This window comes from Chitinophaga sp., from assembly GCF_039596135.1.
Lineage (GTDB): Bacteria > Bacteroidota > Bacteroidia > Chitinophagales > Chitinophagaceae > Chitinophaga.
This window is the reverse complement of sequence record NZ_JBCNKH010000054.1, coordinates 1-22,002: the sequence shown is the minus strand read 5'-3', so window position 1 is coordinate 22,002 and position 22,002 is coordinate 1. Positions and strand designations below refer to the sequence as shown.

The 22,002-nt window shown below is 42.9% G+C and carries 17 protein-coding genes; all 17 read left to right on the top strand.

All coding sequences use genetic code 11. The annotated features are described in order from the left end of the window. Nucleotides 1–69 precede the first annotated feature (69 nt). A complete protein-coding gene (locus ABDW16_RS23925; RefSeq protein ID WP_343673273.1) occupies nt 70–1,500 on the top strand; it encodes a glycoside hydrolase family 125 protein in 1,431 nt (476 codons plus the stop codon). A gap of 91 nt (nt 1,501–1,591) precedes the next feature. Beyond that, nucleotides 1,592–3,373 (top strand): hypothetical protein, encoded by a 1,782-nt coding sequence (locus ABDW16_RS23920; protein WP_343673271.1) that lies wholly within the window; start codon nt 1,592–1,594, stop codon nt 3,371–3,373. Nucleotides 3,374–3,419: 46 nt separating this feature from the next. Next, nucleotides 3,420–4,502, top strand: a complete 1,083-nt coding sequence (locus tag ABDW16_RS23915; protein ID WP_343673270.1) for a PA0069 family radical SAM protein — start codon at nt 3,420–3,422, stop codon at nt 4,500–4,502. A 604-nt stretch (nt 4,503–5,106) separates the two neighbouring features. Next, the gene (locus ABDW16_RS23910; protein WP_343673269.1) at nt 5,107–5,736 is read left to right on the top strand and encodes a DinB family protein; all 630 of its coding nucleotides are present in this window, start codon (nt 5,107–5,109) and stop codon (nt 5,734–5,736) included. A 232-nt stretch (nt 5,737–5,968) separates the two neighbouring features. Next, nucleotides 5,969–7,036, top strand: a complete 1,068-nt coding sequence (locus ABDW16_RS23905) for an AAA family ATPase (RefSeq protein ID WP_343673267.1) — start codon at nt 5,969–5,971, stop codon at nt 7,034–7,036. A 260-nt stretch (nt 7,037–7,296) separates the two neighbouring features. Beyond that, the gene (locus ABDW16_RS23900) at nt 7,297–8,493 is read left to right on the top strand and encodes a sterol desaturase family protein (RefSeq protein ID WP_343673266.1); all 1,197 of its coding nucleotides are present in this window, start codon (nt 7,297–7,299) and stop codon (nt 8,491–8,493) included. Between the two features lie 404 nt (nt 8,494–8,897). Continuing rightward, on the top strand, nt 8,898–11,423 hold the full coding sequence (locus tag ABDW16_RS23895) for an SLBB domain-containing protein (protein ID WP_343673264.1): 2,526 nt from the start codon (nt 8,898–8,900) through the stop codon (nt 11,421–11,423). A gap of 46 nt (nt 11,424–11,469) precedes the next feature. Next, the gene (locus tag ABDW16_RS23890; protein WP_343673262.1) at nt 11,470–12,552 is read left to right on the top strand and encodes a hypothetical protein; all 1,083 of its coding nucleotides are present in this window, start codon (nt 11,470–11,472) and stop codon (nt 12,550–12,552) included. Between the two features lie 32 nt (nt 12,553–12,584). Next, entirely contained in the window at nt 12,585–13,871 is a 1,287-nt protein-coding gene (locus ABDW16_RS23885; protein ID WP_343673260.1) for an oligosaccharide flippase family protein, read from the top strand. A 25-nt stretch (nt 13,872–13,896) separates the two neighbouring features. After that, nucleotides 13,897–14,691, top strand: a complete 795-nt coding sequence (locus ABDW16_RS23880) for a DUF268 domain-containing protein (protein WP_343673259.1) — start codon at nt 13,897–13,899, stop codon at nt 14,689–14,691. Beyond that, complete coding sequence (locus ABDW16_RS23875) at nt 14,688–15,599, top strand: alpha-1,2-fucosyltransferase (RefSeq protein WP_343673257.1); 912 nt, start codon at nt 14,688–14,690, stop codon at nt 15,597–15,599. Before ABDW16_RS23880 ends, ABDW16_RS23875 begins: the two co-directional genes overlap by 4 nt. A gap of 2 nt (nt 15,600–15,601) precedes the next feature. Continuing rightward, the gene (locus ABDW16_RS23870) at nt 15,602–16,525 is read left to right on the top strand and encodes a hypothetical protein (protein WP_343673256.1); all 924 of its coding nucleotides are present in this window, start codon (nt 15,602–15,604) and stop codon (nt 16,523–16,525) included. A 22-nt stretch (nt 16,526–16,547) separates the two neighbouring features. Continuing rightward, the gene (locus ABDW16_RS23865) at nt 16,548–17,657 is read left to right on the top strand and encodes a glycosyltransferase family 1 protein (protein WP_343673255.1); all 1,110 of its coding nucleotides are present in this window, start codon (nt 16,548–16,550) and stop codon (nt 17,655–17,657) included. Continuing rightward, a complete protein-coding gene (locus tag ABDW16_RS23860; RefSeq protein WP_343673253.1) occupies nt 17,654–18,628 on the top strand; it encodes a GDP-mannose 4,6-dehydratase in 975 nt (324 codons plus the stop codon). Before ABDW16_RS23865 ends, ABDW16_RS23860 begins: the two co-directional genes overlap by 4 nt. A gap of 3 nt (nt 18,629–18,631) precedes the next feature. Continuing rightward, on the top strand, nt 18,632–19,915 hold the full coding sequence (locus ABDW16_RS23855) for a hypothetical protein (RefSeq protein ID WP_343673252.1): 1,284 nt from the start codon (nt 18,632–18,634) through the stop codon (nt 19,913–19,915). Further along, a complete protein-coding gene (locus ABDW16_RS23850) occupies nt 19,912–20,988 on the top strand; it encodes a glycosyltransferase family 1 protein (protein ID WP_343673251.1) in 1,077 nt (358 codons plus the stop codon). Before ABDW16_RS23855 ends, ABDW16_RS23850 begins: the two co-directional genes overlap by 4 nt. Nucleotides 20,989–20,990: 2 nt before the next feature. Continuing rightward, nucleotides 20,991–22,002: glycosyltransferase family 4 protein (locus tag ABDW16_RS23845; RefSeq protein ID WP_343673250.1), on the top strand; the 1,012-nt coding region annotated here is incomplete at its 3' end.

Sequence of the window (22,002 nt, the reverse complement as noted above, 5' to 3'; positions counted from 1 at the left end):
ATTATTCACGTTTATTGACTTGCATTTCCACAAAAAAGCGCAAATCGTAATTGAAAACTTATAACAGAAATGGTGGCAAGAAGAGACTTTATCAGGAACAGCAGTTTGCTGGCAGGCGCTATGGCGCTTGGATTCCCAAGGGCTGTATTTGCCCAGACAGGATACGTTTCCAAACGTCCTCCGCTGGCAGAGCGTAAGTTCACTAGTCAGGCAGTAGAAAAAATGATCGCAACCATCAAGAAAGAAGTTGCCGATCCGAAGCTGGGCTGGCTGTTCGAGAACTGTTTTCCAAATACCCTGGACACTACGGTGAAATTCAAGGTAGAAAATGGTCGTCCCGATACCTTTGTATTGACAGGAGATATCCACGCGATGTGGCTGCGCGACTCGACCGCCCAGGTATGGCCTTACCTGGAGCTGGTAAATGAAGATGATAAGCTGAAACAGCTGATTGCCGGGGTGGTGAACAGGCAGACTAAATGCGTGATCATCGATCCTTATGCAAATGCGTTCAACGAAGGCCCAACCGGTTCGGAGTGGGATAGTGACCTGACTGAAATGAAGCCTGAACTGCATGAAAGAAAATGGGAAATTGACTCTTTGTGCTATACTGTAAGACTGGCATACAACTATTGGAAGAAGACCAATGACGCCAGCGTACTGGACGATAACCACAAGAAAGCGGCTAAACTGATAGTGAAAACTTTCAAAGAGCAGCAGCGTAAAGATGGTCCTGGTCCTTATCATTTTCAGCGTAATACCCCTAAGCAGTCAGATACGGTAGCCAACAGTGGTTATGGTAGTCCGATTCTGCCGGTAGGGCTGATTGCATCTATGTTCCGTCCATCAGATGATGCGACTGTGTTCCCATTCCTGATACCTTCCAACATGTTTGCAGTGGTATCTCTGCACCAGTTGTCAGAGATCAGTGAAGTAGTGTACAAGGATGCAGCCTTCGCGAAGGAGTGTAAAGAACTGGCCGATGAGGTAGATCGCGCTATCAAGGCGTATGCGATCGTAGAGCATCCTTCCCTGGGTAAAATGTATGGTTTCGAAGTAGATGGTTTTGGTAACCGCCTGTTCCTGGACGATACGAATGTACCAAGCCTGTTATCTATTCCTTACCTGGGTTATACAACTGCTGATGATCCATTGTACCAGACAGCACGCCACTTTGTATGGAGCCCGTTCCACTGCTGGTTCTACAAGGGTAAATACGGAGAGGGTGTAGGCAGTCCGCACACCGGTGTAGACAAGATCTGGCCAATGAGTATTATCATGAAGGCGCTGACCAGTAGCGATAAGGAAGAAATAGCCGGCTGTTTGAAAACCCTGCGTAATACAGATGCAGATACCGGGTTTATACATGAATCTTATCATAAAGACAATCCTGCAGACTATACCCGGCCATGGTTTTCATGGGTGAACACGCTGTTCGGCGAGCTGATTGTGAAAGTTCACAATGAGTACCCTGAACTGCTGAAACGCAATTATGCCTGATAGCCTGCCTTCTTAAGTATTTGCAAAAAATCGCTTTTGCCATTGGTGGAAGCGATTTTTTGCTTTTATTACAGCCGTTAAATAATAAAACATGGCCCCTATTGCTATTTATGAAGAACAGATGAATCAGTACAAGGCAGAACTGGCCAGGTTCAGGCGTCAGTTGAGTCTTCTGGGATATTTACGTTTATTCAGTTTTCTGATCATGTTGTTTTTTGGGTACCTGTATTTCCGGGATGCTTTTGCAGTGATCTGGTTATTGCCTATCATATTGATGCTGGGTGTGTTTGCCGGTGCGCTGGTATTCTATACCCGGATACAGGAAAGGCAGGTACTGGCAAAGACCCTGCTGAACCTGAATGAGAAGGAATACCATTTAGCAACTACAGGGAATTCCACCTTTTATGACGGGGCCTTTTTTGTGGATGAAACGCATCCTTATGCAGGAGATCTCGATGTGTTTGGGCATTCTTCATTATATAGTCATATGAACCGTACGGGGACGCTGACCGGGGCAACTGTGCTGGCGCAATTTTTAAAACAGCCTGCACTGGGCATAGAGAACACGAAGGAAAGACAAGAGGTAGTAAAGGAGCTGGTGCCAAGATTGCAATTCAGGCAGCAGCTCACAGCGCAGGGCCAGCTGGCGGGAGAGAAGAGCGATGACCAGCAGGAACTGAGACTGTGGCTGGATATGCCGATTAAGTTTATAAATAACCAGTTTGTACAGGTTGCGAGATGGGTATGCCCCGTCATTAGCCTGGTGGCCATCGTATATTATGGCATTACTTACAATATTTATCCATTGCTGGCTGTATTGGCGATCAATGGATTGATATTAAGACAATTTGTGGTGGAGATAAACCGTCAGCATACCCTGATTTCGAGCAAGGAGCGTGTGTTTGCAAAGTTCTCGCTGCTGGTACAGATGATCAATACAGAGAATTTTGGAAAGGCAGCATTGCTGAACAGGGACCAGGAAAAAACGCAGGAGGCAGATGCGGCACTAAAGCGGCTGGCGAGGATTGTGAATATATGGGACCAGCGCCTGAATATGCTGGTAGGCTTGTTGCTGAACGTATTGGGATTGTATGACCTTCACTGTGCCGTGATATTAGAGAAATGGAAGCTGGAGTACAGGGATAAGGTAGCTGGCTGGATGGACGTAATTTATGGTTTCGAGATCTACAACAGTATGGCCACGTTTGCGTACAATCATCCTGAGTTTATATATCCTGTCATAGATGATACGCAGTCGCTGCTGACCGGCAAGGGGATTGGTCATCCATTGATTCCGGCGGCGGAGTGTGTAAAGAATGATATCATGATCGGTACCCCGCAGCAGTTTTTGATTATTACGGGTTCGAATATGAGTGGCAAGAGTACGTTCCTGCGGAGTGTGGGCAGCAACCTGCTGTTGGCTATGTGTGGGTTGCCGGTGTGTGCAGAGGAGTTTACCTGTAGTCCGATGACGATTATGACGAGTATGCGGATCAAGGATTCCATCGCGAAGCATACGTCTTATTTCCAGGCAGAGCTGTTGCGGCTACAGGAGATAGTGAAGGTATTGAAGTCAGGGGAGAAGGTATTTATCCTGCTGGACGAGATCCTGAAAGGAACGAACTCAGAAGATAAGCTGTCCGGCTCCAGGAGTCTGATAGCGCATTTCCTGCAATATAATTGCCTGGGGATGATTGCCACGCATGACCTGGAATTGGGGCATATGGAAGAAGAGTATCCGGGCAGGATCAGGAATTATTGTTTTGAGAGTACAATAAAGGATGAGCAGTTGTACTTTGATTACCGGATTAGGGAAGGGGTGGCCCGGAATAAAAATGCAACGTTCCTGATGAAAAAGATGGAGATAATTTAATTTGCATATGCTAATATAATTAGTATTTTAGCTAAAAATATTAGCTATGACCTTGCCTTTTCAGGAGAGCGTACCGGAGAATCTCTATTATAAAGGACGTGGTGCCCAATTAAATCCTAAGAACAGATATCTAAAGAACGAATACGCACAGGAGCATGCCGAGGGCATTGATGAATGGTGGCAGGCAGACGTACCTACCCAGATACTGGAAGAACACGCTAAAACACTGGTGAATAAAGTAGATAGTCCTGATGTAGGCATGTGGTACAGCATGAATCCCTACCAGGGCTGCGAGCATGGTTGTATTTACTGTTATGCCCGCAATGCGCATCAATTCTGGGGCATGAGTGCCGGCCTTGACTTCGAACGAAAGATTGTAGTCAAGAAGAATGCACCTGAATTGCTGCGAAAGTTCCTCGATAATAAAAACTGGGTACCGAAACCCATTTCCCTGTCAGGTAATACAGATTGTTACCAGCCGCTGGAAAGGAAAATGTTCCTGACCCGTTCCCTGCTACAGATAGCGTGGGAGTACAAGCAACCCATTGGCATCATTACAAAAAATTCACTGGTATTAAGAGATAAGTATATACTGCAGCAGATGGCGCAGCACAATCTGGTATGTGTGTATGTATCCATTACAACGGCAGATGAGGATTTGCGGCAGAAAATGGAGCCCCGTACTACTACGGCAGCGCAGCGATTCAAGGTAGTAAAGGAGCTGAGTGAACTGGGTATTCCGGTAGGTGTGATGACTGCACCGATGATTCCTGGGTTAAATGATCATGAAATGCCGCAGCTATTAGAAATGGCTGCAGCGAATGGCGCTAAATTTGCTGGGTATACGGTGGTTCGTTTGAACGATGCCGTGAAGGTGATATTTAATGACTGGTTGTATAAGAATTTCCCGGACAGGGCAGACAAAGTATGGCATCATATAGAAGGCCTGCATGGCGGCCAGGTAAATGACAGCAACTTTGGAAGGAGGATGAGAGGAGAGGGAAATATGGCAGATCTGATCAGACAACAATTCAAAGTACATACGAAGAAGTATGGGTTGAACCAGGAGAAGTTTGAATTTAATACTGAATTGTTTCAGCGTCCGCAAGTGCAGCTACGTTTGTTTTAGCACATATCATTGCTACTGATTATATTATGTTGCTCTATAAAAAAATAGAAAAAATTTATTAAAGAATATTGCAGAAATAAAAAAATAAAAAATATCTTTGTGGAGCAATAAAAAATATAAATGAAACGCAGTCCAAAACATATTAATTCAGCGATGTCCTGTAAGCAAAAGCAGGCCAGCTGTGGGTTGCGGGAATGTTGCACCAATTGATAACGAAGAAATAACTTATCAAATGATAAAACAAAGGTCCCGCAGGTGATGCGGGACCTTTTGCTTTTTAAGCACTGTAATGAAGACGACTGAGTTAGATAAGGAATCGATACAGACAACTGTTATGTGTATATGCTATCCAGGAAAGCTGGAAGTATCTGCACGATGGATCGCATTGGCCTCTACAGGGCCGAATGGGCCAGGTATGTACTGACATAAGTAAACTTATGTATATACACCCGGCCCGGATGCAAGGAGCCGGGTTTTTTATTTTATAAATGATTCGGTGAAACAAAAACAAGCTATGGACATTAATATTTTATAATACTGTTATGTACTAACCGTGTACAGAAAGTGGATCGGGATAGGGTGCATAACCCCAAACAGCTAGAAGATGAGAAACGTAATACAAGTAGTAAGAGAGGCATTGCTCACCAATTTCAGGGAGTTAGACAAATGGTTTGAAAAAGAAGCTGACCTGTTGCACTATAAACCTGACGCGGGGCATTGGAATGCCAGAGAAGTGCTGGAACATATCAGCCTTACAAATTATTTCCTGTTACTGATCATTAACAAGAGTACACGCCGTGCCCTGGAACGCAGACATGCGGCCGGAGCGATCACATTGCCTGCAGATTACCATGAAAAGTTTGAACAGATAGATGTGATAGGTAGTCGTTCTTTTGGATGGATCAGGCCCGAACACCTGGAGCCTAGCGGTTTGCAGGATATGCATGAAATCAGAACCTTGCTCAAACAACAGTTTGCGCAATGTATGTATAATCTAAGTCTGCTGAAAAATGGAGAAGGCAGGTTGGTACTCACCAACATGTCTGTGAATCACCTGGGCAAACTGGATATTTACCAGTACATCTACTTTTTGACCAAGCACATTGAGCGTCATATTCGCCAGATGGAAAGGCTAAAAAGAGAATACAATGGAGAAAAAGAACCGGCTACGCGTATCGTGACAGCCATCGTAGATGCGCCAGACGAAGCAGCAGCAGATATGGCAGTGCTATAATGGTCAACTATATTTCTCATCCTTTGTTTTTAATTCCGCTGTTCTAATACCATCAATGTACCGGCGACAATCTTGTTGCCGGTATTTTTTGTAAAACGGGCAGCACCCCAAAAATTTGTTAATATGCCCAAAAGAAATTGTAAGAAACATCGTACGTACACCGCGGGGTAATCGTGCCCTGCCAGTTTTCTTGTATAAGAATGTACCTTTGCAATCATTTTTTAAAAATCGCATGGAAAATATTTTACAGCAGCGGGTGATCAGTGGGGATACTATTTTTGGCAATGGCCTGCTGGAGAGCAGACCTTTTTACCTGTATTATTTCAATAGAATACCTAATTTAAGTATGGTTTATGGCATTAACGGGGAGCGGTCTCTTGCCGCTTTCAAGAATGCCTATAAGGATAAGATACTGGAAGTATACAGAAGGGAAGAAATCGATAAGAAAGATAAAACCTACCAGCACGACCTCTCCATTGTAGTACTCAACAACGAATGCATGGTGGAATTTGGAGATGGATATTGCGAAATTCTGCACAATGGCCAGTCAGATCCCTTTGTCAAAGAAGTTACTACCCTCGTAAGAAGATACCGTACCCGCGAAAAGAAAAAGAAATTTGAACTGAACCTGATCACTGTGGAAAATGGCGCACTGACGCTGAAACCCATGGAGTTCAAGCGGACCAAACTGGACCTGAGCCTCTACTATGAGGATGACTTCCTGTCTATCGATCAGCTGATTTACAAGCGCCTGAATACCGACGAAGATAAGGGCATTGTATTACTGCATGGATTGCCTGGTACAGGTAAGACGACTTACCTGCGGTACCTGATCGGCCGCCTGAAGAAGCGGGTGTTGTTCCTCTCTCCGGCAGTGGCCCGCAATATTATGCAGCCTGAGTTTATTGATCTGCTGATTGATAACCCGAATACCATCCTGGTGATTGAGGATGCGGAGAATATCATTATGGACAGAAAGACCACAGGGAATTCGTCCGTATCTAACCTCCTGAACCTATCTGACGGGTTGCTGGCAGACTGTCTGAATGTACAGGTGATCTGTACTTTCAATAGTGACATTTCACAGATTGACGGTGCCTTGCTGAGGAAGGGGCGTTTGATCGCTAAGTATGAGTTTGGTAAGCTGTCAGTCGATAAGGCCCGTCAGTTGTCAGGAAAGCAGGGGTTCCAGACCTTAATTGATAAGCCGATGACGATAGCGGAAGTGATGAACCAGCATGAGCCGAGCTTTGAGAAGCAGGAGGCGACGATTGGTTTCAGGGCTGGGTTCAAGATGTAATACCATTGTCTTTTATAAGAAAAGAGGGGCAATTGATGTAGTGCCCCTCTTTTTATTTTCAGAAATTGCCTTTAATCAGGGGATTAAGAATATTTAAATATATAGAATAGCTTCTACCGGATGGCAGAAGCTATTTTTGTCTATTGGATTTGTAGACTATTGAATTTTATTTGTAATATTGTATTGATCAAGCTCCATTGGCCACCAAACAGTGGGCTATTTTTTCCTGCTAGAAAATAATAGTTGTGTATTTAAACCACATGGCCTGGGCTATCCCCCTGTTTTTGGGATTAATGATTGTTGAGTACCTGGTAGCTAAGAAAACCGGGAAGAACTATTTTGGTTTTGCTGAAAGTGTCAGCAATGTCAACGTTGGTATTGCCGAACGTATGTTTGATACCTTTACCGTTGGCCTTTTTTACTTTGTATATGATTTCCTTCACCGGCATTTCGGTATTTTCCACATTACTTCCGGTCCCTTATTATGGTTCAGTCTTCTGTTACTGACAGATTTTATCTGGTATTGGTACCATCGGCTGGCACATGAAGTAAACATACTATGGGCGGTACATGTCGTGCATCATCAGAGCGAGGATTTTAATTATACAGTTTCTGCCAGGATCACTGTATTACAGGCAGTTGCACGTATGTGTTTCTGGAGCATATTGCCGGTAATTGGCTTCCCGCCGGCTATGATTGTCAGTGTACAGCTGGTGCATGGCATTTATCCATTCTTTATTCATACCCGTACTATTCCCAAACTGGGAATCCTGGAATATATATTGGTTACGCCCTCTCATCACCGGGTACATCATGCTGCCAATGAACAATACCTGGACAGGAACTATGGGGATGTATTCATATTCTGGGACAAGCTATTTGGCACCTTTACGGAAGAAGATGAGGAGCCGGTTTATGGTCTTACCAAGCCGCTGAATAGTTACAGCTTTTTGTGGCAGCATTTTCACTTTATATTAGAAATCATTTACACCGTTCGGCAAACGAAGGGATGGTTGCCTAAGCTGAGGGTGATTTTTGGCAAGCCGGACTATATCGATCCTACGCTCAGGATCCGATTGGAAGAAAAGTTCCTTGTTCAGGACAGGAGGGGGATACCCAGCCGTCGGTTACAATCCTATATTGTTGCACAGGTTGGCATCCTCATGGTAATTTTATTTGTTTTTTTGTTGCTGGTAAATATGATCCCTGCTATTATACAGATCGGGATTTCTTTATTTATCCTATTGACCCTTATTAATATAGGAGCGATTCTGGAACAAAGGCGTTGGGTATTTTACCTTGAATATGCCAGATTACTTACGCTATCGGCCATTATCTTATACCAGTGGTCCAATCCATTATTGCTGCTGACCTTTGCATGTTTGCAGTTACCCCTGATCTTTTTCAGGGATCCGCTGGAAAAAGGCTATCTCATGGTCTTATATGGCAGGTCATAGCATAATTGTTAAATTAATTATAAAAAGGTAGGTAGTCTTCAGTGGGGATTATCTGCCTTTTTTGTTTTAATGCAATGAATAACAATTGTTTAGGTCTATTTTAGATAGTAATATAGGAGCCTGGTCAGCAGCTGTTCCGGGGGTGAAAAATAGCTGGCTGAAATATAATGCTTTTTATAACCAGTGGTTTAAACTGAATGATTTATGATAATATTATTATAATTTTCGAACTATATCGTTAATCTTCGGATAAAAGGAATTAGTTCGCTGGTTTCCATTAGGGTAATATTTATATGTTATTTTTAATAGCTTTGCACCTGACTTTTTCCCAGGTGGTGAAATCCATTGGGAATTAGTGTGTTGAAATTGTTTTAATAATCCGTGAAGATTTTATCTGATATTTCATGTTGAAGAAATTACTTTTGCTACAGCTGTTTATAATGTTAATTGGTCATTGTGCAATTGCCCAGACTAATAGCACTAATTCCCCTTCGTCTTCTTCTTCAAGTCAATTAAGTCAGGTAAAAGTTGATAATCTCTCAGATGACCAGATCCGTCAGCTGGTAGCCGAAATGAAGAAAAACAATGTTTCCTATTCACAAATAGATGATTATGCAGCCCAGAAAGGAATGCCTGATGCGGAAATACAGAAACTGAAAGCACGTATTAAGCAGCTGAACCTGGATACGGAGTTAACATCAAACGGGAAGGGTTACAACTCACGGGATACTACCGGCAGACAATATAATACCGATGAACAACAGGAAGATGACAGTGTTAGCTACTTCCAGGAGCGGTATAAGAAAATTAAGGACAGGCAGGACTTTGAAAAGGAGCTCAGAAGGCAAAAAGTATTTGGTACTGAATTGTTTAGTAATAAGAACCTGACCTTTGAGCCCAATCTTCGCATGGCGACCCCTCCCAATTACAAACTGGCTGCCAATGATGAGCTGATCATAGACGTTTATGGATATTCTGAGGTACAGCACAAGCTCAAAGTAAGTCCTGAGGGGTATGTCCGGATTCCATACTTAGGGCCTGTATATGTAAACGGACTTACGATGGAAGAAGCGAGGGTCCGGATCACGAAGCAATTATCAACTATTTACAGTGGTATCAAAGATGGTAATACTTCTGTGCAGGTGTCATTGGGTAATATCCGCAGTATTCGCGTGTTACTGATCGGGGAGATTATGCGCCCGGGAACATATACCCTGCCTTCCCTGGCTACAGTGGCCAACGCGTTGTATGTATCAGGAGGACCTAATGAAAATGGTTCGTTCCGTTATATTGAGGTGATCAGGAACGGGCAGACTGTTGCCACTTTTGACCTGTATGACTTCCTTATCCACGGTGATCTTACCAACAATGTCGTATTGCAGGATCAGGATATCGTAAAGGTAAATGCATATAAAACCCGCATAGAACTGACTGGTGAAATTAAGCGCCCGGCTATTTTTGAGGCAAAGGAGACAGAGACCCTGAAGGACATGATCACATTTGCCGGAGGGTATACTGACAATGCTTACAGAGACATTATCAGGGCATTTAGGGTAAATAATAAGGCCAAAGAAGTAGTGAATGTACCGGCAGATAAAGTAGGTAGCTTTCACTTACATACCGGCGATAAATTCTACATTGACTCCGTACTTGCCAGGTTTATAAACAGGATCACCATTTCTGGTGCGGTTTTCCATCCTGGCGATTATGCACTGGATTCTGGTATGACCGTACAGGACCTGATCCAGAAAGCAGATGGGGTACTGGAAGATGCAGTATTGTCAAGAGGTGTGATACGCAGGTTGCAGGATGACTATACACCTGCTTTCATCAGTTTCAATATAAATGATGTAATGGCTGGAAAACAGCCGTTGCTCCTGAAGAGAGAGGATAGTGTGATCATTTTCTCAAAGATGAAGGTCAGGGAAGAATATAAAGTGAAGATTGAAGGAGAGGTGAACAAGCCTGGTTATTATAACTATGGAGACAGTATGCGCCTGGAGGACCTGATCCTGCTGGCAGGAGGGCTGAAAGATGCGGCGAGCCTGAAGCATATTGAGATTTCCCGCCGTATTCGCACCAATGGCGATTATGATTCTTCCGACCAGCGGAAGGCCATTACTCAACAGTTTGATATTAATAAGGATCTTTCAGAAGTGCCCGAAGCACCAGGTTTTGGTCTCCAACCTTTTGATGAAGTCATCATTCATAAATCGCCTTCTTATAATGAACAGGCCAATGTTCTGCTGGAGGGAGAGGTGGTATATCCTGGTTTTTACACCATCTCCGCTCAGAAAGAACGTATCTCCAGCCTGATTCAGCGTGCTGGTGGTCTTCGCCCTGAGTCCTTCACAGAAGGATCTTTCCTGTTGCGCAGAACTTTTAATAGCAAGGGAGACAGTACATTGCTGCTGGATAAGCTGGAAGTATTCTACAATAAGCTGAAAGACAGTTCCGATATTGATAAAGTACGCAAAACTGTTGAAAGAAAGGAGCAGCTGGTAGGACTTGAAATGGATAAGATCCTTGCCAATCCGGGTTCTAAATACGACATGTACCTGGAAAACGGGGATATCATCATAGTTCCTAAAAAGACCCAGACAGTACAATTATACGGTGAAGTATATTTTCCTAAAAAGGTAAGATTTGACAAGAATTATACCTTCAGGGATTATGTACGTGGTGCAGGAGGCTTTACCAACAATGCACTGAAAAGGAGAAGTTATGTCATCTATTCCAATGGTTCAGTAAAGAGCACCCGAAAAGCTATTTTCTTTAACAGATATCCTAGAATGGAGCCTGGTGCTGAAATATATATACCGGCTAAAAAGAGTAACAGGGGGCTGAGTAGTGGTGAGGCTGTAGGTCTGGCTAGTGCACTAGCCTCTCTGGCCCTTGTGATTGTAACAATTATTAATGCAACAAAGTAGTAATACCTGTAACTAATCTGCCAAAATTTCGTTAAAGAAAGACACTATGGAATATACGAAACAGGTAACTGATACTGGAGATAAGCAGGAAATGACTTTGAAGCAGTTGATCCTGAAATTAAAGGAATGGTTCCGGTATTTGAGAAGTAAATGGATTGTCATAGCAGGATTGGCACTGTTAGGTGCTGTTATAGGTATATTCCTTTCTCTGAAAAGCAAACCAAGGTATGTAGGTGAACTCACCTTTGTAATGGAAGATAGTAAGTCTGGAAGTGCATTGGGATCTTATGCCAGCATTGCCAGCCAGATGGGGGTAGACCTTGGTGGGGCCGGATCTAGTGTAGGTGTATTCTCCGGTGATAATATTATGGCATTCCTGACCTCCCGGCTCATGGTTGAAAAGGCATTATTAGCTGATGTTACTGTGAATGGTAAAACTACCAGTCTGGCAGACTTGTATATTGAGACCTATCGTATGAGGAGGGAATGGAAGGATGAAAAGTTGCAGCATTTGAGTTTTTCTTCTCACACAGATCGTAAAAGCTGGACCTTACAGCAGGACAGTATCATGAATGGCATCTATATGATGCTGACCAAGATCAACCTGAAAGTGGATAAACCGGATAAAAAACTCAGCTTTATCTCTGTAAGATGCACGTCTGAAAATGAATGGTTCTCCAAATTATTTACAGAAAAGTTGGTAAAGGAAGCCACTGAGTTTTATGTGGAAACAAAAACACAGCGTTCCAGGGCAAGTGTAAATGTGTTGCAGTCGAAAGCGGATTCTTTGGAACGATTACTGAATAAAATGACCTATTCTGCAGCAGTAACCCGGGACCTGAATCAGAACCCGGTAAGGCAGGTTGCCACCGTAGGTTCAGAGTTGGTTACAAGGGATAAAGTAATGTTGCAAACTGTATATGCCGAAGTAGTAAAGAATCTTGAAATGAGCAAAATGTCGATGGCTCAGGAGACCCCTATCATTCAGATTGTGGATGTACCTATGCTGCCATTAAAGAAAGAACGTCTGGGCAAATTGAAAGGGATTGTGATTGGAGCTTTTTTAGGGGGCTTTCTTTCAATTTTTTACTTAATGCTGGTTAGAATCTACAGGGAGATAATGGCATAATTACCTTGCTATTCCTAATAACTAATGACTGAATGAAGCTTTCCATACTCCATCAATATAAGAATAACCTAATCTTAAACCGATTCGCAAAGGTTTTTAGTGTTGACGTATTAGTCAAGGCTTCAGGCTTTATATTACTTCCTGTATATCTGAAATTGATGACTCAGCAGGAGTATGGATTGTATAGTTACCTGATATCTATTATCTCTACCTTTTCGGTTTTTCTCAATTTTGGATTATACATTGCTCAAAGCAAGTTGTACCAGGACCTGGAGCAGAAGGAGAAAGGCAAGTTGTTATTTACCATACATGTCACCCTTTTTCTTGCGCTTTTCCCGTTATTGCTCGTCATGTATGGGTTTAAGCTGGATTATGTGCTGCTGAATTTTCTTTTCAAAAATCCTATTAACTATCCTTTATATCGTTTCCCTATACTGGTAGCAGTGGTCACTTCGGTGTATTCTTTTATGCTATCCAATTACTTTCTTACAAGTGAGCGGATCCGGTATATTCAACGCTTTAATTTTTTCAGGCTGATACTGGTAAATGGTGTTGTGTTACTGATCCTTTTCTTTTTTAAAGGGGATGCGGTGGGGATACGGTTAAAGTATAACTACCTGATAGAATTAGGTATCACCGGTGTGTTTTTTTATTTCTACATTAAAGCAATGTCCCGCAGCTTTGACCGGCAATTGGCTTTCAAGTCCCTGAAACTGGGATTGCCTATTATGGCATCTGCATTATGTGATATTGTAATCAATTTTGGAGATAAGTTTTTCCTGGAAAAGTTCGTCGGATTTAAAGAATTGTCGATTTACTATCTGGCTTTTTCGGGTGCAAGTGTGATCCCTTTTTTCTTTAGTACCCTACAAAATGTTTGGTTACCTATCTTTCTGAAAGAAAAGAATCTATCTGAAAACCTAAGGAAAACCAAAAAGATGATCAAACAGGTGAGCATCCTGTTACTGCTACTTTGCATAGGCATACTGGTATTTGTGAAAGTGGTATTGTGGATTAACCTGATTGACAACCAGAAGTATAGTGCTGTATTGCGTTTGTTGCCTATTATGTTGTTATCACAGGCGGTCTCTGCACTCACCCATCTGCTCATCAATTACGTCGTGTATTTTGAACAAACATATTTTACTTCGCTGATTTCAGTTTGCTTTGGATGTATCTCTTTAGTATGTAATCTCCTCTTCATACGTACCTATGGCATGTATGGAGCGGCATTTTCCTTATTGGGAATTAATATGCTGCAGTTCGGGGTTTATTACATTTTACTGAAGTGGAATGTCCGCAAGCGGCTGGTAGTATAGGTAGAAGTGTATAAATGATTTTTATATGAAATTATATCTGGGTACCGCATACTTTTATCTGAGGAGTGTATTGAATACATTGAAGCAGGTAGGGATTGTTATTAGTGAACAGCCCCGGTTTTTCAGGGATGCGAACAGGATCAGGAAGGGAATGAAGGCTTCGGGGGATTTTCCTCACTTTGCTGTGTATCCCTGTCTGCTCGACAGAACGGCAGAAGGGGGCACTACTAAAGGGCATTATTTTCACCAGGATCTTTGGGTATCTCAACAGATCTTTAAAGAGAACCCTGTGAAGCATGTGGATATAGGATCGAGGGTGGATGGCTTTGTAGCTCATGTGGCTGCATACCGTTTTATAGAGGTGATTGATGTGCGGCCTATAAACAGTGAGATAGATAACATGCAGTTTGTGCAGGCAGACATGATGATGGAGAATCCGCACCTGGAAAACTACTGTGATTCTATGTCCTGTCTGCATGCGCTGGAGCATTTCGGATTGGGTAGATATGGCGATCCACTTGACATAGATGGTCATCTGAAAGGGTTTGCCAGTATGTCGAAGATGCTGAAAGTGGGTGGTAAGATGTATTTTTCTGTACCCATAGGTCCGCAGCGCATTGAATTTAATGCGCATCGGGTATTCAGCATCAGTTACCTGTTGAAGATGTTCGCCGCCAATAACTATAAGGTAGATACCTTTTGTTATGTAGACGATAAGGGTGACCTGCACAAAAATGTGTCAATGGCAAATGAGCAGGAGGTAGCAGGAAATTTTGGGTGCCAGTGGGGATGCGGAATATTTAAACTTGAAAAGATTTGATAACGTTTAGTCACCTGGGAGATCCTACATGGGGGCGTCTGGGAAATCAGTTATTCCAGATAGCAGCTACAATAGGTATTGCGAAACAAAATGGGCAGGATTTTATATTTCCTGAATGGAAATATGCCAGTTGTTTCCAACATCAGTTGCCCTTTGGTACACTGGCCGTTGCACAGCCTTATTACCAGCAGGGCACCCATTATTACCAGGTACAGCTGCCTGAGGGCAATTGGGACTTGTTTGGTTTCTTCCAGAGTGAAAAGTTCTTTTTGAATGTGGAGGCAGAAGTGCGCCATTTCTTTGAGCCTTCTGCAGAGTTGGACGTTTATATGCGGGAGCGGTATGGTACAGCGCTTGCAGGCAACACCTGCAGCATACATGTGAGAAGGGGCGACTACCTGAAATTGCGTTATTCATTCCCGCCGCAATCCATGAAATATTATCAAAAGGCCATGTCTTTGTTTGATAAACAGACAAAGTTCCTGGTATTCTCTGATGATATTGAATGGTGTAAAGCGAATTTTAAGGGAGACCAATTTTACTTTGTGGAGGGTGAACGCGATATAACAGACTTATTCCTCATGAGCCGTTGCCAGCATCATATACTGTCAAACAGTAGTTTTAGCTGGTGGGGAGCCTGGCTGAATAAATCGGCACCAAAGCGGGTTATTTGCCCTGAGCACTGGTTTGGTCCGGAAACAAGTATCAACCCGGATAAGGTATCCAAAGATATTTATGCCAGCAATTTTGAGCCGCTTAGAATGAATACCAGCCCGCTGTCAGATGTGAATTACAGGATATATGCATTTAATATTTTCATATACAGGGCAGTATATAACTGGACGATGAAATGCCTCCGGGCAGGATGGAAGCCACTTAAGAAGATTATATACCGACCTAACCATTGACTATGTATAAAGTTAAATCACCCATATTATTTTTAGTTTTTAACCGGCTCGATACCACCAGCCGGGTGTTGGAAGCCATTGCTGCAGCACAGCCGGCACGTCTATATGTGGCCTGTGATGGGCCCAGATCCAATCGGAATGAAGACGAAAAAGTGGCGGCAGTCAGGAACTGGATCACGCAACATGTAAACTGGCCATGTGAAGTGTTTACCTTATTCAGGGAGCAAAACCTGGGCTGTAAGCAGGCGGTAAGTTCCGCTATCACATGGTTCTTTGAGCAGGAAGAAGAAGGAATCGTATTGGAAGATGATTGTCTGCCCAATGAAAGCTTTTTCAGGTATTGTGACCATAACCTGGAAAAATACCGGGATGATGAAAGAATGATGCATATAGGGGGAACCAACTTCCAGGATGGTCAACAAAGGGGAGATGGATCTTATTACTTCTCCAAAGTTTGCCATGTATGGGGATGGGCTTCCTGGCGCCGGGCATGGAAACATTATGATATTACCATGTCTGCCCTGGACCAGGTATTGGAGAGAAAATTACTGGAAGGTATTGTGCCACAAAAGGAATACAGAGATCGCTGGCAGGATGCATTTGTAAGCGTAAAAGAAAACAGGGTCAATACCTGGGACTATCAGTGGGTATTTGCTGTGTGGAATGCAAATGGTGTAAGCATCACGCCAAATGTGAACATGATCAGTAATATCGGTTTTGATGAGCAGGCTACACATACATTTGATAAGGACAGCATTTTTGCCAATTGCCCCACAGCAGAAATAGGCAATATCAAAGTCCCAACCAGCAGTATGGTAGACAACATAGCAGATGCATACGTAATGCATGGCATGTTCCCGAAACGAAACGAGATAAAAGAATTTGCATATAAGATTTATTCAGGATTAAAAAAGAAACTGAAATAACGATTTTAAAAACGGAACCAGGATGAAAGTACTTTATGATTATCAGACATTCACCATGCAGGAATACGGAGGGATCTCGAGGTATTTCTACGAGCTGATTGCAAAAGGTGCAAAAGATCAGGATATGCATGTGGATGTATCACTTAGACTTTCGAATAATGCTTACCTGAATGGCTCCACTTATCCCGGTCTGTATGGGTTTTTCCCTGGCAGGCAGTTCAAAGGGAAAGCGCGTATCATGCAATCATTGAACAGAAGAAAGAGTGAACGGATGATCAGCAAAGGTAACTATGATGTACTGCACCCTACCTATTACGATACTTACTTCCTGAAGCACCTGCCAGCCGGCAAACCTTTTACTGTAACATTCCTGGACATGATTCATGAAAAGTTTTCGGATAAATACGAGGAACTGCGGGGTGATAAAGGAATCTACGAAAATAAAAAAGAACTGCTGCAACATGCTTCAAAAGTGATTGCTATTTCAGAATGTACAAAGCGGGATATCATTGACATTTTTGGTGTAGATGGCAATAAAATTGATGTGATCTACCTGGGTAGTTCATTTAATAGCAATAGTGTTTCCAGCCATCGGCTGGTCACAGCGCCATATCTTTTGTTTGTAGGTAACAGGTCCATCTATAAGAATTTCTCTCTTTTTGTGGAATCAGTAAAGCCGATATTAGATACAAACAAGGATCTGAAGATCGTATGTGCAGGTGGCGGAAATTTCAATGCAGCAGAAAAAGAACAGTTTCATCGGCTGCAGATCACAGACCGCGTAATCTTTCACCGTATCGACGATAGTACACTGGCAAACCTGTATAAATATGCGGAAGCTTTTGTATTCCCCAGCCTTTATGAAGGATTTGGTATTCCGGTATTGGAGGCCTTTGCCTGTGGCTGCCCATGCCTGCTGAGTTCGGGCGGTTCGCTACCGGAAGTAGGCGGAGATGCTGCACTCTATTTTGACCCGCTGGATGCAAATGAAATCAGCACCGCAGTAAATAGTATCTTACATGATACCAACAAACGGGCAGAATTGATCCGCAAGGGACTGAAGAGACTGGAGCAATTTTCATGGGATAACACATATCAAAATACGCTGGCGTTTTATAAATCATTAGCATGAAAACAGCTATCATAACAGGTATAACAGGACAGGATGGAGCATATCTGGCTGAACTACTATTAAAGAAAAATTATAAGGTAATAGGCATCACCAGGAATAACCATATTTCAAATCTGGAAAAACTGGCTTACCTGGGCATTGGCGACAAGGTGAAGATAATGGAGTGTGACATGATGGATATGTCCAGTGTGATCAATATCATCAATTCCATCAGGCCCGATGAGGTGTACAACCTTGCAGCACAAAGCTCTGTAGGCTTGTCATTCAATCAGCCGATCGGGACCATACAGTACAATATTATTTCAGTGCTGAACCTGCTGGAAGCACTCCGTCTTATAAAAAATGATACCCGTTTTTATCAGGCGTCCAGCAGTGAAATGTATGGGAAAGTAGAGAGTTTGCCGGTAACGACTGTGACGCCTATGCACCCGCTCAGTCCTTACGCTATTTCTAAAGCAAGTGCTTACTGGACTGTAGTCAATTACAGGGAATCATATGGGCTGTATGCCTGCAACGGCGTATTGTTCAATCATGAATCATTCCTGCGGTCAGAGGGCTTCTTTGTAAAGAAAGTAGTAGGCGAAGCTGTAAGGAACAGGCATAATCCAGACTGGCTACTGAAGGTGGGAAATATAGACGTGAAACGTGATTTTGGATACTCACCAAAATATGTGGAAGCCATGTGGCTGATGCTGCAACAGGAAACCCCTAAGGATTTCATGATCTGCTCTGGTAAAAGCTACCTGCTCAGGGACCTGATTGAATATGTATTTAAGCAATTAAATATACCGGCAGAGAAACTGGTTGTCAGTCAGGAGCTATATCGCCCTACTGATATATTGGATATTTATGGTGACAACAGCAGTGCTGTGTCAGAGCTGGAATGGAATTACGATTATAACTTTTATGATGTACTGGACATACTGATTTCGGAAGAAATAAAAGCTGATGAAAAAATAAATAAAGGGTAGTGTATGGTTCCTAAATTACTTGAACTGAATGTTGGGTTGTACCTGCTGGTTTTCATCGGGGCCTTCCTGCCATTGCTGTTTATATTCAGGAAACAATATTGGAATTTATTTGACCCGTTAATCCTGTTGTTATTTAGTCTTGCTTTTAATGTGAGCATTGCTGCTTATACTTATCTGACTGGTGATATGCAGGGCCGGTTCATGGTATATATACTACTATGTATGGTGGCGTTTGTGCTCGGATTTTTCAGTTATATCCGGGTCAAAGAACCTGCCGTTCCCCCGCTACAGGACGAAGTGGTATTTACGGGGCCGGATCGGTTTATGACCACTGCTTTGATTGTTACGAATATCCTGTTTATTACCATCAATAATCTCTTCCTCTTATATAGTGTAGGATTAGGTATCCTGACCGGGGATGTGAATCCAGACCTGGCCAAGGTAACCCTTAGCCAGGGTGGTGCGGGTATTTTCCAAAAGGTAGCATGGATCAGTAAGTTCATTATTGTGCCGCTGTGTGCACACGCCTTCTATATGTTCAGAATGAAGAAGCTGGTATTGTTTACCCTGGCTTACTTTGTTTTTTCATCCATGGTCTTTTCATTCAGTAAGTCAGGGTTACTGTTCATGTTGTTCGACTTTAGCATAGTGGCATATTACTATAGCCGTTACCTGGGCATGAAGCTGATCAATTTTGGAAAGATGTTTGTGTTTGCAGGTATCGGAGGCGGTGCTGCCCTGATCGTATTGCTGAATGTAACTTCCAAGTATGGCGTATCTATCTCGGAGTTACTGGCTGAGCGTTTTATTGCTACCGGTTCAGGTACTTACCAGTTTTTCTCAATGGATGGCTACCGGGCATTTGCCAACTTTGATTTTGTGACGCGCATCCAGAATTACCTGGATGTGATATTGTCTACGTTCAAGATAAAAGCCTGGGAGCCGCTCGGTTATATGGCCTATATGACGGAGTACCTGACAGGATTGAATGCGCCTGGTTTTGGGGCCAATCCATATTTATTTGTGGATGGGTATTTCCTGTTTGGCTGGGGAGGTATTGTGTATTGTTTTGTACTGGGCCTGTTACTGCGTACAGTGCGAAGTATGAAAACAGGTTACCTGCGCTTTTTCATTTTTAATACTATAGTGCCGCAACTGTTTGCAGACCCGGGTATCGTACAGCATAGCATCATTGCTTTGCTGCTTTTTGTGCCGGTGTATTTGCTTATTAAGGTAGTGGCAGATATTTATCATAAGAAAACGACTATTACATTAGCACGGATATGAAGCCATTGAAAATAGCATATATACGTTATCATTTGCGGGAACCAGCCACTGGCATTGGAAATGTATGCAAGAACTTTGAACTTGAGTTGGCGCGATACAATGATGTGCAGTTAATAGGGCTGACTCCACCAGCTATCAGCAATAAGAAGGGGATATTGAAAATCGTTAATAAAGCCTGGTTTGTATGCTGGCTCAAGTTTGCAGTACCTTTCCTGAGCATCGTAAAAGGCGCGGATGTGTATGTGGAAATGAATATGCTCTATCCATTATTCAGATTTGCAAAATTTTACTTCTTCATTTATGACCTGGCGTTTGTAAAGATGCCTGAAGTGGTTTTGAATACGAATTACAACAAGCGTGTCAGTTTCCTGAAAAAAATAAACGGTCAGAAGGATAAGAACTTTGCCATTTCGGAGTCTACCCGCCGGGATTTTCTTGAGTATACAGGCGTACCTGCGTCTACTGTAGATGTCGTATACCTGGATAGCTCAATGGCTGTGGATCCTGTGAAGGATGGAAGGGCTGTACCAACCACTCCTTATTTCCTGTTTGTAGGTACGCTGGAACCACGCAAGAATGTCACTAACCTGGTACGTGCTTTTTATAGTTTTTCAGAACAGGTAAGTGAAGAATATCACTTATACCTGATTGGTAAGAAGGGGTGGTTGTATGAAGAGATCTTCAAAGCGATAGATGAAAAACCTCATTTGAAAGATCGCATTAAATGGATTGGATATGCATCAGATCAGGAACTGTCTTTTTACTATATGAATGCATATGCATTGTTATATCCCAGCCTGTATGAAGGATTTGGACTACCAATACTGGAAGCGATGCGCCATGGATTGCCGGTCATCTGTACTAATAATTCTTCGCTGGGAGAGGTAGGGGGAGATGCTGTATTGTATTGTGACAGTATTGAAGCACCGGGTATATTACGACCAATGTTGCAGCTGTATGGCGAGCAGGGATTGAGAGATGCATTGATCCGTAAAGGTCATGAAAGGGCAGGGTTATTTTCCTGGAAGAAATTCGGAGATACTTTACACAATACATTTATTCAAAACAGGTAAATGTGAAATTCGTTTTTATAAATACCGGAACTATTAGTCAGAATGCAGGCATTGTAAGGTGTTTGGGACTGGGCACGGCACTGGTGCAACAGGGGCATGATGTGAGCATTATGATCAATGACGATGTGCAGAATGTGCAGGCTTATGGAGCAGTATTAAATGGAATCAGGTTTATCTATACTAAATCCGGCAGTGGCCGGGAGCAGATCAGCAAGATGTTGCACCTGGCAAAAATCTCAGAGGTAGATTATGTACATTGTATGGGAGCCGGGTCGTCTATTTTTTTACCTGCGTTGATCGCAAAAAAGCTGCTGGGTAAAAAATTTAAACTGGTAGTGGATTTTGAAGACAGGCAAAGCCTGCTGGTACCACCAGCACAGGAAAAGAAAATACTGTATTACGAAAAGCTGGCGGCGAAGCATGCGGATAAAATTATTTGCGCAAGTAGTGAGCTGGCAACATTATACAAGGATCTATATGGAATACAGGCGGGATACCTGCCTTTTGCAATAGATGCGCGCAGGTATATAGAGAGGAATACAACTACGGCCAACAGGTTTACAATTGGCTATTTGGGAAACCTGATCCGGCCATATCGTGAGCAGGTAGATTTTTTGCTGGCCACATTGCCCGGCATGAATGATGTACAACTAATAATAGCGGGGAAAGGAGAAATGCTGGGCGAATTCCAGCAGGAGGTGAAAAAGCAGGGATTGGAAGAGAGGGTGCAGTTTGCGGGGTTTGTACCCGATGAAAAACTGAATCAGCTTTTTGGGGAAATGGATGCCTGTGTGTTTTATCTGCCGGATCTACCGGTGAACAGGTACCGCTGTCCTAACAAGGCATTCATGTATGCCTCTACAGGGATAACGGTAGTGGCCAGTAAGTTAGGAGAAGTGGTGCGGGTACTACAAGATTATCCCAATGCTACATTTTTTGATAATAACAATGCGAATGATTTTATTAGCGCAGTAGCAAAGGCAAAGACACAGCGTGCCAAAGTACCGGATGCAT